Source organism: Bowmanella denitrificans, assembly GCF_002887595.1.
Lineage (GTDB): Bacteria > Pseudomonadota > Gammaproteobacteria > Enterobacterales > Alteromonadaceae > Bowmanella > Bowmanella denitrificans.
Genome location: NZ_PEBU01000005.1, coordinates 100097 through 113481, shown reverse-complemented (window position 1 = coordinate 113481; position 13385 = coordinate 100097). Strand labels below are relative to the sequence as shown.

At 50.5% G+C, this 13385-nt stretch carries 13 protein-coding genes; 8 read left to right on the top strand and 5 right to left on the bottom strand.

Annotated features, from left to right (window positions below):
• Positions 1 to 58 precede the first annotated feature (58 nt).
• Complete coding sequence (locus CSR04_RS11145; protein WP_102796377.1) at positions 59 to 949, bottom strand: hypothetical protein; 891 nt, start codon at positions 947 to 949, stop codon at positions 59 to 61.
• 197 nt (positions 950 to 1146) lie between these two features.
• On the opposite strand from CSR04_RS11145, the gene CSR04_RS11140 reads away from it, so the two are divergent.
• Positions 1147 to 3498, top strand: coding sequence for a DNA polymerase II (locus tag CSR04_RS11140; RefSeq protein ID WP_102796376.1), 2352 nt, complete (start codon positions 1147 to 1149; stop codon positions 3496 to 3498).
• A gap of 45 nt (positions 3499 to 3543) precedes the next feature.
• Here the strand turns inward: CSR04_RS11140 and CSR04_RS11135 are convergent, their stop codons facing one another.
• Complete coding sequence (locus CSR04_RS11135) at positions 3544 to 3846, bottom strand: DUF6482 family protein (RefSeq protein WP_102796375.1); 303 nt, start codon at positions 3844 to 3846, stop codon at positions 3544 to 3546.
• A 24-nt stretch (positions 3847 to 3870) separates the two neighbouring features.
• On the bottom strand, positions 3871 to 4059 hold the full coding sequence (locus tag CSR04_RS11130; protein WP_172449328.1) for an acetolactate decarboxylase: 189 nt from the start codon (positions 4057 to 4059) through the stop codon (positions 3871 to 3873).
• Between the two features lie 64 nt (positions 4060 to 4123).
• Between CSR04_RS11130 and CSR04_RS11125 the strand changes: the two genes are divergently transcribed.
• Complete coding sequence (locus CSR04_RS11125) at positions 4124 to 4528, top strand: VOC family protein (protein WP_102796373.1); 405 nt, start codon at positions 4124 to 4126, stop codon at positions 4526 to 4528.
• Positions 4529 to 4540: 12 nt separating this feature from the next.
• Here CSR04_RS11125 and CSR04_RS11120 read toward each other — a convergent pair whose 3' ends face one another.
• Entirely contained in the window at positions 4541 to 5287 is a 747-nt protein-coding gene (locus CSR04_RS11120) for a ParA family protein (protein ID WP_102796372.1), read from the bottom strand.
• Positions 5284 to 6876, bottom strand: a complete 1593-nt coding sequence (locus tag CSR04_RS11115; protein WP_146027155.1) for a CHAD domain-containing protein — start codon at positions 6874 to 6876, stop codon at positions 5284 to 5286. Before CSR04_RS11115 ends, CSR04_RS11120 begins: the two co-directional genes overlap by 4 nt.
• Positions 6877 to 7111: 235 nt before the next feature.
• On the opposite strand from CSR04_RS11115, the gene CSR04_RS11110 reads away from it, so the two are divergent.
• The 6 genes from CSR04_RS11110 to gmd are packed head-to-tail and all read left to right on the top strand — an operon-like array spanning position 7112 to position 13377.
• Positions 7112 to 8368: a hypothetical protein gene (locus CSR04_RS11110; RefSeq protein ID WP_146027154.1), complete on the top strand. Its 1257-nt coding sequence runs from the start codon at positions 7112 to 7114 to the stop codon at positions 8366 to 8368.
• Positions 8365 to 9264, top strand: a complete 900-nt coding sequence (locus CSR04_RS11105) for a glycosyltransferase family 2 protein (protein WP_102796369.1) — start codon at positions 8365 to 8367, stop codon at positions 9262 to 9264. The genes CSR04_RS11110 and CSR04_RS11105 overlap by 4 nt, the downstream gene beginning before the upstream one ends.
• Positions 9264 to 10358, top strand: a complete 1095-nt coding sequence (locus CSR04_RS11100) for a glycosyltransferase family 4 protein (protein ID WP_172449327.1) — start codon at positions 9264 to 9266, stop codon at positions 10356 to 10358. Before CSR04_RS11105 ends, CSR04_RS11100 begins: the two co-directional genes overlap by 1 nt.
• Positions 10355 to 11497 (top strand): glycosyltransferase family 4 protein, encoded by a 1143-nt coding sequence (locus tag CSR04_RS11095; RefSeq protein ID WP_102796367.1) that lies wholly within the window; start codon positions 10355 to 10357, stop codon positions 11495 to 11497. Before CSR04_RS11100 ends, CSR04_RS11095 begins: the two co-directional genes overlap by 4 nt.
• A 3-nt stretch (positions 11498 to 11500) precedes the next feature.
• A complete protein-coding gene (locus CSR04_RS11090) occupies positions 11501 to 12280 on the top strand; it encodes a WecB/TagA/CpsF family glycosyltransferase (protein WP_102796366.1) in 780 nt (259 codons plus the stop codon).
• Positions 12277 to 13377 (top strand): GDP-mannose 4,6-dehydratase, encoded by a 1101-nt coding sequence (gene gmd / locus CSR04_RS11085; protein WP_102796365.1) that lies wholly within the window; start codon positions 12277 to 12279, stop codon positions 13375 to 13377. The genes CSR04_RS11090 and gmd overlap by 4 nt, the downstream gene beginning before the upstream one ends.
• Positions 13378 to 13385: the final 8 nt, after the last annotated feature.

Here is a 13385-nt window from a genome sequence, read left to right as displayed (position 1 = left end):
GCAACCAGCGGCTCATGATCTGAAAGTAACGTTGCTGCTGGCTGGCCTGTTTAATGGCTCAGTTAGTGCTGTCTGATAACTGAAATGCCGTGCCGTACACCTGGTTATAGAATTCAATAAAGTGCTGTTTGTCCATGCTAGGCATCCAGTTTAAATGCGCATCCAGATAAGCTCGCTGCTTACTTACCCGGCTGATTAAGGTATCAAAAAAGGCTACCAGCGAACGGCCTTTGGCGCTGTTGGAACAAAAGATAAAACCTTGCGCCTGCTGCGGGGCTTCTGCCACTTTAAAGCTGATCAGATCCTGATCCAGATCCAACTGGCGGCTGTAATGAAAGGCGCTGTTAGGGTATTCCATCACTGCGGATACCCGCCCTTGCAGCAGCATATCCAGCATACCCGCTGCCATATCGGCGCTGGTACGGGTCCAGAACTTAGTTTGCCACTTAGGTTGTTTAAATTGGCTATCAAGCTGGTCGCCATAGCTTCTGCCGCCGACCAGCCCAAACTGTTTTTCACCAACCAGTTCCAGTACATCAGTGATATGAATGGTGCCTTTGTCTTGCTGTATCTGTGTGAGCTGATCGGCCAGCTTGTTACGCTTATTCACATACAGATGCAAGCCTGGAAACAGGGTCTGGGGCAGCCGGGTGACGGGAAACTTATCCACTCTGTCGCTGGAGCGCACTTTATTGCCTGCACAGGCATTGTCCATTTCCTCCAACATTTGTATGGCACGACTGGTATTGGCGATCAGTACAAAATAGCTTTTATCCGGTGCCGCATCTGCCAATAGGTGGAAAGTGGCGGTTTTAGTGCCCAGTTCGTTAATGTTTTTATGGGTTTTGCCCGGCGGGTCGGGTGTGATCCATATGTAATCCATATCGGTCTGGGTCATTTGTGCCGACAGAAAAGGCGAAAACAACAGCAGCAAAAGCAGAATGGGCATTGGCAGCAACCAGGATAAAGGCTCATCGGCAAGCCTACTCGCAGACAGATAAAGGTTCAATGCTCATCATGACCCTTTATCTTTTACATAGGATTTTGCAGATTATGAATAAATGACTTTGGCTGGTTACGGCTTCATTGGTATCGTTATCTTATCCGGGCTGCTAGCTGGCCGCCGATATTTCATGAGAGCATTTTTTGTCCAGTGCCACTTCCGGGTTTGTGCTGACCCGCAATCATTTTGATCATTCTAACGGTGTTGTCCTCGAGCTTTGGCTGGCCACAGATCAAGGTCCTGTACGATTACTGAGTGAACCTCAACAGCCGGTTTTCTTTGTCCAACAGCAGGATATAAACCAGGCCAGTGAGTTGTTGCAGCGCGCCGCAGTGAACTTCTCTTCTCGCGATTTATCAATGAAAACCTTTACTGGCAATGTGGTTACGGCGTTGTACTTTTCTTCCCAGCAAAGCTTGTATCAGGCCAGAGACATACTCAAAGACGCAAATGTACTTTGCCTGGAAGATGATATTCGTCTGGCTGATCGCTATCTGATGGAGCGCTTTGCTTATGGCAGCCTGGCCTTCGCTGGTGTGCAAACTCAGCGTTTGGGTTTTCAACAGGTTGAGCAGGCACGGATCAGGGCGGCAGACTATCAACCAGATTTCCGGCTGTTGTCGCTGGATATTGAATGCAGTGACAAGGGCGAGCTGTATTCAGTGGGGCTGGCGGCGGATGACTTTCACTGCGTGATTATGCGAGGCTGTGCTGAGCCTGGGCCAGATTGGATCCGCTGGGTAGAAGATGAAAAAGCCCTGTTGCTGGCACTGATTGACGAAGTGCTGCGCTACGACCCGGACTTATTTGTCGGCTGGGCGGTGGTGAATTTTGATTTTAAGTTGCTGATCCAAAGAGCCGAATTGATGGGGGTTAAATTGGCGATGGGGCGGGGTGGCAGTGTTGCCACCTGGCGGGATGGACGCGAAGCAAATCAGGGTTTTGTCGGTATGGCCGGGCGGGTTGTGATTGATGGTATCGATGCGCTGAAAACGGCTACTTATCAGTTTGACAGTTTTAGCCTGGAGTTTGTCGCGCAAAGCCTGTTGGGCAAAGGTAAAGATACCGAAAATGTGGAAGATCGTCTTGCTACCATCAAGCATGATTTTATTCACAACAAGGTTAAGCTGGCCAAATACAACCTGCAGGATTGCCAGTTGGTATTGGACATATTTGCCCATACCCGTTTGCTGGATTTTTTGCGACTTCGCAGTCAGTTAACTGGCCTGGAGCTGGACAGAAGCGGGGGTTCGGTGGCGGCCTTTACCAATGTCTATCTGCCTAAATTGCACCGGGCTGGCTATATCGCCCCCAACCTGCCGGACGGTGGCGGGCTGGCCAGCCCCGGCGGCTATGTGATGAACTCCAGACCGGGCCTGTATCGTCATGTATTAGTGCTGGATTTTAAAAGTCTGTACCCTTCGATTATCCGCACTTTTAAGATTGACCCCATGGGCCTGGTGGAAGGTTTGCAGGAACAGCAAAATGCCATTCCCGGTTTTCGTGGTGCGCTCTTTTCCCGTGATAAACACTTCCTGCCGGATATCATCGCTGCTTTATGGCGCCAACGGGATGAAGCTAAAAAACAGAAAGACGCAGCCCGCTCCCAGGCAATTAAAATCCTGATGAATTCATTTTACGGCGTGCTGGGCTCGGGAGGCTGCCGTTTTTACGATACCCGCCTGGCCAGTTCGATTACCCTGCGTGGCCATGAAATTATGCAAACCACCGCCAAATGGATTGAAGCCGAAGGTTATCAGGTTATCTATGGTGACACCGACTCCACCTTTGTGTGGTTGGGGGACAAGGTCACAGATTCACAGGCGACAGATATAGGGCAGCGGCTGGAGGCGATGATTAATCAGCGCTGGCAGGACCAACTTCGTGATGATTTGCAACTGGATTGCCACCTGGAAATCGAGTTTGAAACCCACTACAAACGTTTTCTAATGCCCACCATCCGCGGCTCGGAATTGGGTAGCAAGAAACGTTATGCCGGACTGAAGGCCACGGCTGACGGTGACAAACTTATCTTTAAAGGGCTGGAGTCGGTGCGCTCCGACTGGACGGCGCTGGCCCGGGAATTCCAGCACGAGCTATACCGGCGGGTGTTTGCTGGTGAAGATGTGGCCGGTTATATTCGTGGCATCATAGATGATACCCGCAGTGGCAAGCTGGATACGCAGCTCGTTTATCGTAAGCGCCTGCGCCGGCCATTGGCCCGTTATATTAAAAACGTGCCGCCCCATGCCAGAGCCGCTAGGTTAGCCGATGAGCAAAACCACGCCTTGGGCAAACCGCTGCAATATCAACATAAGGGCTGGGTGAGCTATGTCATCAGTACCGACGGCCCACAGCCAGTGGAATATCAGCGTAGCCCCATAGACTACGACCACTATGTGGAAAAGCAGCTCAGACCGGTGGCAGAAGGGATCCTGCCGTTTGTTGGCCTGAACTTTGACGATCTGGCCAGCAGTCAGATGGGGTTGTTCTGAGCGCTGGACTTAAATAAAAACACAAATCCAATAGGCCGTTAGCTTCTAGTACAACTTGTTATTGCCAAGCGGCACATCCAGCAAATTGCTGCTTCTGGTGGGCTGCCCAATCATCTCATCATAAGCACTTTGATGCTGAAGGCGCATTTGGCCGACCTGAATACCATCAAACAGCCTTTGCAAATCAAGTATATTGTGTGAGCAGACCGCTTGGCCTTGGGCATCAACCAACCAATGATTCTGCCCATTTACCACAATGGACAATTGATATAACGACCAACTAATCGAATGAACAATTACCAGCTCGATTTTACCCTGGTGCTGCAACTGCTCTACTGTTATGGCCATAAAAAGTGACCTCCTCGCTAGTCTTTACGCGGTTAACTGTAAAAAGTTCATTCCCAACGTGCCCTGGATATTTTGATGTGTATAGACAGATTGGGTTTTCACCACCTTATCGATGGCGGGATAGGGGGGATGTTGTCTGGGTACGGAACGAAGCGTGATGGTGTTAAAGTTGCCGTCGATACGAATGGCATAAGCTTGGTTACTGCCGATCAATCTGTTGCATTTTCGGCCGGCCAGCTGTGTTACAAAAGCCTAGCGTAAACTGTAAGGAGATTGTATGAAGTCCATAACTACCTGCCTGTTGTTTGTTGGGGAGCAAGCCGGTAAGGCGCAGCAGGCTATCGAATTCTATACGTCGTTGTTCGCTGACTCGGCTGTTGATGATATCCAATATCATAAAGCGGGTGGCCCTGAGCGTGAAGGCAGCGTTAAACTGGCTCGCTTTCACATCGGCTCCACCGAGGTGCTGGCAATGGACAGCGCATTGGATCATCAGTTTGGCTTTACCCCAGCTATGTCGCTGGCTGTGGAATGTGAATCTGAAGCGGAAATTACCCGTGTCTATGAGCGCTTGAGCGAACATGGCGCAACACTGATGCCGCTTGGTAACTATGGGTTTAGCCGCCGTTTTGCCTGGCTGAATGACCGCTTTGGCGTGTCCTGGCAGCTAAACCTTGCTTAGCATCCACGTGAATTAACTAAAGCGTTTAGCCAGTTCCCGCCATAAATCCAGATAATGCTGGGCGGCAGGGGTGCCTTTAGCAAAATCCGTGGCTGGTGCCCTGTGTACGCCCATGCGTTCAATATGGGACGAAAACGGAATAAAGGTGCTGAGCAGCAGGTCCCCATGTTGTTCGTTCAGGCGTTGCATGGTTTCCAGGTGTAGTTTCTTACTCACTTGCACCATGGAGAAAAATGCCAGGATTTTGTGCTTTTCCAGTTGGTGCTGGGTGAAGAAATCCAGCAATTGTTCCAGTGTGCGTTCCGATAAGGTGCTGGGGATTACCGGCACCAGCACCCAGTCGGCGCAACTGAATACCGACTCCGACAACATGGAAATGGTGGGTGGGCAGTCCAGTAGCAGAAAGTCGTACTCCTTTTTCACGCTTTTCAGGGCTTTTTTTAATGCACTATGACCTTTTGCCATACGCGATAAAAAGATATCGAAATCGCGAAAGTCCATATTGGCCGGTAACACATCCAGATTGTCATAATCACTGCCTTTTATTGCTTTAAGTAGCTTGTCCTGGTCGGTAAAAAAGCTGTCTTCGCTAAGCTTCTTGGCCGGTTTCAGGCGAAAGTAGAATGACGATGCGCCCTGGGGATCCAGATCACACAGCAGAACTTTATGTCCGGCCTGGGCCATCAGGTGGGCCAAATTGGCGGAACTGGCGGTTTTTCCTACCCCGCCTTTATTGCTGTAGCAGGCAATAATCTTCATATGGTCTTCCTTAATGCGTTTAGTAGCTGTTGTTGGCTGGCGGCTGTCAGCTGTTTTAGCAACTGCCTGATGATTTTGTTTCTGGCCTGTTGTTTTTTGTCTTCGCAGTGCTGGCATAACAACTGTAAATAGGCAATATAGCTATGGTCGGAGGGGACCTGCTGTTGCTCTTGCAACAGCCAGCTATTAAGTTCCTGTTGTTGCACGCACTGATCATTAAAATCACCCAGCAGGGTAGTGAGCTTTTTCAGGGTTTTGGCCAGGTGCAGGATGGTCTTGCCTGTCAGCCCCGGTAAAAAAAACTCGGCCAGGTAACGGGCCTTCTTACAGGCCAGGCGCAGGTTGTGAATTTGTTGGTCGCTCGGATCAAAGCTAAGTTGCTGAGCCAGTTGAATAATGCGCTGCACCTGCTTCAGTAATTTTTTACGGCCAAACTCCAGTGCGGCTTTGTGCGCTTTGGGTCCTGAGGGTAAATCAGCTATATCCTGCTGAATCTGTCGTGTTTGGCGTTGAAAGGCCTTAGATGCCAACATGCTGGACAAGTGGCGGTAAGCGCGCTGACGTTTGCTGCGCAATCTTTGCACTAATTTGTCGGCCTGAGGCTTTATATTGTCAGGTAAGTTTTCGCGGTATTGGTCTTCTGCCAGTAGATGCACGTCCAGATCCCTGAGCTCATTGGTGCGGTTCATCAGAGTGCGCAACTGCGCTGCCAGGGCCTTTTGCTGGGGCCCGGCGAATCCCCCTTTCAGTAGCGATAACACGCTGCGGCTTTTGCGCAGATTCACCCGGAATTGATGCAGATATTCGGTGTCCCGGTCCTGTTGTATACCCTGGATATTGGCAAACGCCATATTCACTGAGGCTGCCAGCCAGCTTTTCGCCAACGCGCCAAGATCCGTTTGATTGGTCGGGATCGCCAGCGCACTCCTGGCTGTCACCAGAGGATGTTCACTGCAATGACTTGCCAGGGAAAACGCCTTGCTGGCAGTTGTTTCACTAAACTGTCCAAGTACCCATTGCTCCAGTAAGGTTTCGCAGCGTGAAAAACCGCGGCAGGGCATGACTTGGACGAACATCAGCGGTTCAGGCAAGTCCAAGTGCAAAATCATCAGACTGCCGCAGGTTTTCTGCCAGTCGTCCTGCAGTAGCCATTGCTCGAGTTTACCGGTTACGCGGGCTAACGTCTGCAGGCTACGCAGCGGCGAAAGAGCTGCTGGCAGGGGGCTTGGTGTTAGTTGAGATTGTAGCTTGGCGGGATAAAAAATGGCCTGAGTAGGGGCCTGACATATTAATGGATGATGACCATCTGGCTGGCAACTTAGCAGCAGCAACTTACCTTGCGCTTTGACTAGCAACAGATCTTGTGCGGCCAGTTCCAGATCGGCATTGTCCAGCAGTTGCAACTCGCCGCTAAGCAACGAATGAGTGCTTAGCACCAGACCTAAACGGGCGGCTTTAGCTTGCAAGCGACTTTTGTCGAGATCATCAAAATGCGCGTTATACCAGCCGCCCAACATCGCGAGGTCATCCTGGTGGGTGTTTTTTATACTAAGTCTCAGTACTTTATCGCTGGTTATCGGTTGGGTCAAAGCCTTACGTTTTTAGCGCTGTTAACAACCCGATGAACAGGACCATATTTGGCAACCAGCAGGAGGCTGGTTGTCAGTGCAGGTACCTGCTGATTCATTTGCTAATTCATGCTATCTTGGCGGGTAAATTCTCGCCTGACGTGATGTGCAGTGATAGCGTTTCCATGCATGCGGTTTCGTGCTGATATCCTGTTCAAAACTGGCCTGGCTTATTACTCAAATGATGGATGTTAAGTTGTTGATAAACAGCCTGTGGCCAGGATGGCGTCGTCTACTGAATGTTTCTTCCAGTGCCGCGTTGGCGGTGGCTAATCTGGTTTTATCCTTACTGTTATTGAGCAATGGTCTGACATCAGAATTTGGCAGTTTTGCCATGTTGCAGGTGTCCGCTGGCCTCGCCTACGGCATAACCAACGCGCTGTTAGGTGCCCCCTTGCTGATTTTTTTAAATCAGCCTGTGATACCACCATTGGCATTGCGTGGTTTCTTTCTGGCTAATCTGCTGCTGGCATTACTGCTAATGCTGGGCCAGGTCGTACTTGTATACGCACTGGATTTGCCTGCAGAGATATTCTGGCACGCCGGAACCTTAGTCTTGTTGGGGGTGATTCGCTGGTTTGGCCGCAGTTACTGCCTGAGTGTCAGACCTCTTGTCAGTATGCGCAGCGACTGGGTAACTGCATTTTTTATGCTGCTCGGTGCGCTCTGGTTGTGGTTCAGCGACAACATTAGTCTGACCCAGGTGCTGATGGTCTGCTGGGTATCATTGTTAGCTGGCATCATCGCCTTAGGTTGGGAGCATATGCGCCAGTTGCTGTTATCGATGCAAGACCGCGAATTGCAGACGGTTAATCTTGGTATTCGTAATCAGGGCAAGGCCGCGCTGGTGGGGGCGTTGAGTCTGGAAGCAACCGCTAATGGCCATAGCTATATCATCAGTTTACTGGCTGGTCCGGCTGCCTTTGCCCCTATTGCGGCGGCAACGCTGCTCTATCGACCGGTATTGGTGGTTCAGGGGGCACTGGCAATGTATGAACGCCCCAGGCTGGCGAGTTTATTAAATACATCCCCGGCATCATTGTCTGGTCTGGCGGCCCGCCAATTGGCACGTTGGTCGTTACTAAGCTGGGCGGGGAACACCCTGTTGGTTGCGCTATTGCTGTATTTTCCGGAGCACGGTTTATGGTCTGCAGATGAGCAGCACACCATGTTGACGCTATGTTTACTGTGGGGCTGTATCATGTTCTTGCGTAGCATCCGACAAGCGCCGGCAACCGTTGCGCAGGCCAGTGATAACTTTGCACTGCTGGCCAAAGCTTGTGCAACCGCTGCACTGGTCACCTTGCCTGTCGCAGCATTACTGGTCTGGCAAGTGAGTGCGGTGGCCAGTTTATTTGCCCTGTTGGCCGGTGAGCTGGTTATTTTGCTTTACCTTTACCCCTTTTATCTGACCAGAATAAAGCCACAGCAAAGCACGGAGCCGCAGTTATGAAAACGCTGGCGATACTGATCTGTTGCTTTAACCGCAAGGCAAAAACCCTGGCCTGTCTGGCATCCCTGCAAGCCCAGCAGTTACCCGTTGGTCTGCAACTGGACATTTATTTACTGGATGATGGCAGTACTGATGGCACGTCGTCAGCGGTGCAGGAACAGTATCCCTGGGTGAAATTGCATCAGGGCAGCGGCAATCTGTATTGGAATGGCGCTATGCGGTATGTGTGGCAACAGGCCAGTCAGCAGGATTATGACGCATATCTGTGGCTGAACGATGATGTGCAATTATATCCGGATGCCCTGCAGAGGTTGTGGCAAGCCTTTGTTGAACTGCCCGAATGCCCGGGTGCATTGGTTGGCAGCATGCTGGAGCCGGATGCTGATAAGGTGAGTTACGGAGGTCGACGTTCGCTACGCGCCTGGCACCCCCTTGGTTTCGGCGCGCTTTTGCAACCGCAGGCACAAAGTCAGCAATGCGATTTCATCAATGGCAATTTGTGTCTGATTCCCCGCCAGGCATTTGCTGCTATCGGCTTGCTGGACAAGGCCTTCACCCATGCGCTGGGGGATTTTGACTATGGTCTCCGCTTAAAAAAGGCCGGTTTAGCATTGTATGTGGCACCAGGGTATTTTGGCCGTTGCGCGTCAAATTCCAAGCTTAATTCAGTGTTTGATGCATCCTTGCCTTTATCGACCCGGCTGACATTACTGAATCATCCGGGTAAGTTTGTGCCGGTGGATGAGTGGATGTTGTTTGTACGCCGACACGGTGGCGCCATTTGGCCGCTGTTGTGGCTTAAGGTGTTGGTGCGCAAGCTGTTTCCCCGCTTATGGCTGTGGTGGCGCGGCAAGAAGCCCGCCGATTTGCGCGGCGGCAAAGTGGGAAGCCGCTGATGTACCAGGTATTAATTATCCAGGATGTATTAAAACAATATCGTGTGCCGCTATTTACACGCTTGCACGATGAACTGGCGACGGCTGATATCCAACTCACGGTGGCCTTTGCCAGGCCAGATAAAAACGAGCAACTTAAACAAGACAATTGTCTTGAGCCGCCTGCCGATTTCTACCGGTTGATCCCCGTGTTGCGGTTTGGCCGCATGACGCTGCATCGGGTAAGCAATCTGCGTCAATACGACTTAGTAATAGTCGAACAGGCCAATCGTCATTTGCTAAATTACTGGCTGTTGCTGCGGCGTCGCTTTTCCAGCCGGACCAGGCTGGCCTGGTGGGGGCATGGTTTCCATCATCAGGGGCAACACTATGGTTGGCGCGATAAACTGAAGTCCTGGCTAATCAACAAAGCTGACTGGTTCTTTGCTTATACCGCAAAAGTCGCAGAGCATGTTGAGCAGGCTGGTATGCCAACCGGGCAGGTCAGTGCACTGAATAATAGTATTGATACGCATGAATTTGCCCGGCAGGTTGCTGCACTGCGGCAAACCGGGATACAACAATCCGGCACATTGCTGTACTGCGGCGCGCTATATGAGCAAAAACGCCTGGACTTGTTGCTGGACACTGCTGAGCGATTATTCGAACAAGGTATTTTGCAAAAACTGATTGTTTTAGGCCATGGCCCTTTGGCGCACTTGATGACTCCCAGAGCATGGCTGGATTACCGCGGGCCCTGTTTTGGCAAGGACAAAGCGCGTGCCTACTCCGAGGCAGCACTGGTACTGAATCCGGGCCTTACCGGGCTGGCCATTCTTGATGCTTTTGCCGCAGGTTTACCTTATATAACTTGCGATCTGCCATATCACAGTCCGGAAATCGCCTACCTTGAGCCAAATGTGAATGGCCAATTAGTTGAACCTGATGCGCAGGCGATCTGTGATGCGACAGCGGCATTACTAATGGATAAAGACCGCTATACACAACAGTGCCATAACGCTTATCTAAGCAGTGAAAAATACAGTATTGAAGCTATGGTCAGCAAATTTGCTGCCGGTATTCAGGCCTGTCTGCAAACTAGGATACGGCCATGAAAGTCTATCAGGCTCATTGCTTTTACAGCCGCCGTGGTGGGGAAGATGTGGTAGTGGAACGCGAAGCGCAGTTGCTGCGCGATGCCGGTATTGAGCTGGTCCCCTGGTATCAATATAACCCTGCAACCAGCAGCCTTTTGGAAAAAGCACGTCTGGGCTGGCAGGCCAGTTGGCGATGTGGCGGCAAGCAGCAGTTAATTGCCATGCAAGCGCAGAAGGGCGATATATTGCATGTGCATAACTTTTTTCCTCAGTTGTCACCGGCAGTTTTTTATCAGGCGAAAGCCTTGGGGATGAAAACGGTACTGACTCTGCACAATTTTCGCTGTCTGACACCATCAGCCATGTTGCCAGAGGGTGACGCCCGATATTCTGTCGCGCATACTTTGTCACAATGCTGGCAGGCCAGTTATCAGAATTCAATATTGGCGAGCCTGGCTGTCGGCACTATGATTGAAAGCCACCGCGTGCTGGGAACCTGGCACAAACAAGTCGATTGTTTTATCTGTCCCTCTGATTATGTGCGTAAACACTTTATTAAAGTGGGGTTTGCTGCCGATAAGCTGCGGGTGTTGCCGCATTTTTATCCTTCGACGTCAAAGGCCGATCACAATAAAGCCAATGGGGCACGGGATTATGCGTTGTTTGTAGGGCGTGAATCTGCCGAAAAAGGCTTGGACAATCTACTGCATGCCTGGCGACACGTTGAGTATCCACTGGTTGTCGCTGGAGCCAATCGGCCCACAGCAGACATACCTGAGCGTATTCGCTTTGTTGGTCAGGTTGAGCAACATTACCTCAGTGAATTATACCAAGGTGCAGCATTATTGATTGCGCCGTCTGGTGTAGCTGAAACCTTTGGCAATGTTGTTATGGAGGCCTTTGCCCATGGCACGCCGGCATTGGTGAGTAAAAAAGGGGCATTGATGGAACTGGTTCAACCGGGATATAACGGTGAATGGATAGAGAGTGCCGACTGGCAGATACTGGCGGGACAACTTAATAAGATGCTAGCACAACCACTGTTGCTTGAAGAGATGGGTAAAAAAGCCAGACAGACATTTTTGCAGCGCTACACACCACAGGTTCATTCCCAGGCGCTGCTTAGCCTTTACAATGAATTAAGTGCAGGGATGTAGTCGTTGAAATCAGTTATTCTTTCCACTCATGTTGCGGTTAGTGGCTTCCAACAGGCTCAGGACACTATTATCGAATTATGCCGGACCGGGCAACAAGGCTATGTATGTTTGGCTAATGTACATATGTGCATGGAAGCGTTGGACGACCCGGATTTTGCACTACTGCTTAGTCAGGCTCGCTTGGTTTTGGCCGATGGGCGTCCGCTTTGCTGGATGCAGCGTTTAATGGGGCATACAAGTGCGCGACAAATTCGAGGACAGGATTTGTTTCTCGCTTTATGTGAACAAGCTCAGCACCACAACATCAGGGTGGGAATATACGGCGGTAGCGACAGCGTACAGTTGCAGCAGTTAACGGATGTGTTGCTGAATCGCTTCCCAAGGTTACATTTGGCGTACCGCTTTGCTCCTCCTTTTCGTCCCCTAACAGCATGTGAAGAAGAAAAAGTACGCGAAGACATTCAAGCTCAAGGGGTACAATTGTTATTTGTTGGGCTTGGATGCCCCAAGCAGGAAAAATGGATGGCCAGCCATCAGCACCTAGGGCCATTAATGATTGGTATTGGTGCGGCCGTTGATTTTATAACAGGCACAAAGCTTTCTGCACCGAGATGGATGCAGAAAATAGGCTTAGAGTGGCTCTATCGCTTTAGTCAGGAACCAAGACGTCTGTTTTGGCGCTACATCAAACATAATCCAAGATTTTTGCTGTTAGGTTTGTGGCAGGTGATAGGGCATTGGTGGAACAGATTGGTGAGTCGTAAGCAATTAGGAAAACCATGAGCGAAAAAGTCGCATTGATTACCGGAATAACCGGTCAGGATGGATCTTACCTGGCAGAATTTTTATTGGCTGAAGGGTATCGGGTACATGGTATGAAGCGTCGGGCTTCGTCTCTGAATACCAGCCGTATTGATCACATCTATCAGGATCCGCATGATAAGGACACCAGACTGACCTTGCACTATGGCGATATGACCGATTCCAGTCAGCTTGCCAGACTAATGGCAGAGATCCGTCCCGATGAAATATATAATCTGGCAGCACAAAGCCATGTCGCCGTTTCTTTCGATACCCCAGAATACACGGCAAATGTAGACGCATTGGGCACATTGAGGCTGTTAGAAGCCATGCGTCAATGCGGACTTGATAAACATAGCCGCTTTTTTCAGTCTTCTACCTCTGAGTTATATGGTTTAGTCAAACAAACACCGCAAAACGAATTGACACCATTTCATCCCCGCTCACCCTATGGCGTGGCTAAGTTGTATGCCTATTGGATTGCGGTGAATTATCGTGAAGCCTATGGCATGTATACCTGCAATGGTATTTTGTTCAACCATGAATCCCCGCGTCGGGGTGAAACCTTCGTTACCCGCAAAATCACCCGTGGTCTTGCTGCCATGGCGTTGGGGCTGCAGGACTGCCTGTACCTGGGGAATCTTGAGGCTCGTCGTGACTGGGGGCATGCCAAGGATTATATGCGGGCGGTACACCAGATGCTTCAGCAAGAGAAAGCAGACGATTATGTGATCGCTATGCAGGAGCAACATTCGGTACGGGACTTTTTGCAGGAATGCGCTGCAGCGCTGGGTATCATGGTGGAGTTTGAAGGCGAAGGTCAGGATGAAATCGGTCGGGTGAAATCGATGGATGCCACGCTAACACCAGGGTTGCAGCAAGGTCAGATCATAGTGCGAATAGACCCAAGATATTTCCGTCCGGCAGAAGTGGATTCGTTGCTTGGTGATGCCAGCAAGGCCGGGCGTGAACTTGGTTGGAAACCTGACTATAACTTCACTGATTTATGCCACGAAATGGTTGAGTCCGATTTAAAGCAGGCCAAGCAGCTGGCACTGCTAAGACACCATGGTTATTAACGGGCAAA

Excerpts from the sequence above, each read along its gene's own strand:
- CSR04_RS11145 (WP_102796377.1), bottom strand. The coding sequence starts at position 949 with ATGCCCATTCTGCTTTTGCTGCTGTTGTTTTCGCCTTTTCTGTCGGCA.
- CSR04_RS11135 (WP_102796375.1), bottom strand. The coding sequence starts at position 3,846 with ATGGCCATAACAGTAGAGCAGTTGCAGCACCAGGGTAAAATCGAGCTG.
- CSR04_RS11125 (WP_102796373.1), top strand. The coding sequence starts at position 4,124 with ATGAAGTCCATAACTACCTGCCTGTTGTTTGTTGGGGAGCAAGCCGGT.
- CSR04_RS11120 (WP_102796372.1), bottom strand. The coding sequence starts at position 5,287 with ATGAAGATTATTGCCTGCTACAGCAATAAAGGCGGGGTAGGAAAAACC.
- CSR04_RS11105 (WP_102796369.1), top strand. The coding sequence starts at position 8,365 with ATGAAAACGCTGGCGATACTGATCTGTTGCTTTAACCGCAAGGCAAAA.
- CSR04_RS11100 (WP_172449327.1), top strand. The coding sequence starts at position 9,264 with ATGTACCAGGTATTAATTATCCAGGATGTATTAAAACAATATCGTGTG.
- CSR04_RS11095 (WP_102796367.1), top strand. The coding sequence starts at position 10,355 with ATGAAAGTCTATCAGGCTCATTGCTTTTACAGCCGCCGTGGTGGGGAA.
- gmd (WP_102796365.1), top strand. The coding sequence starts at position 12,277 with ATGAGCGAAAAAGTCGCATTGATTACCGGAATAACCGGTCAGGATGGA.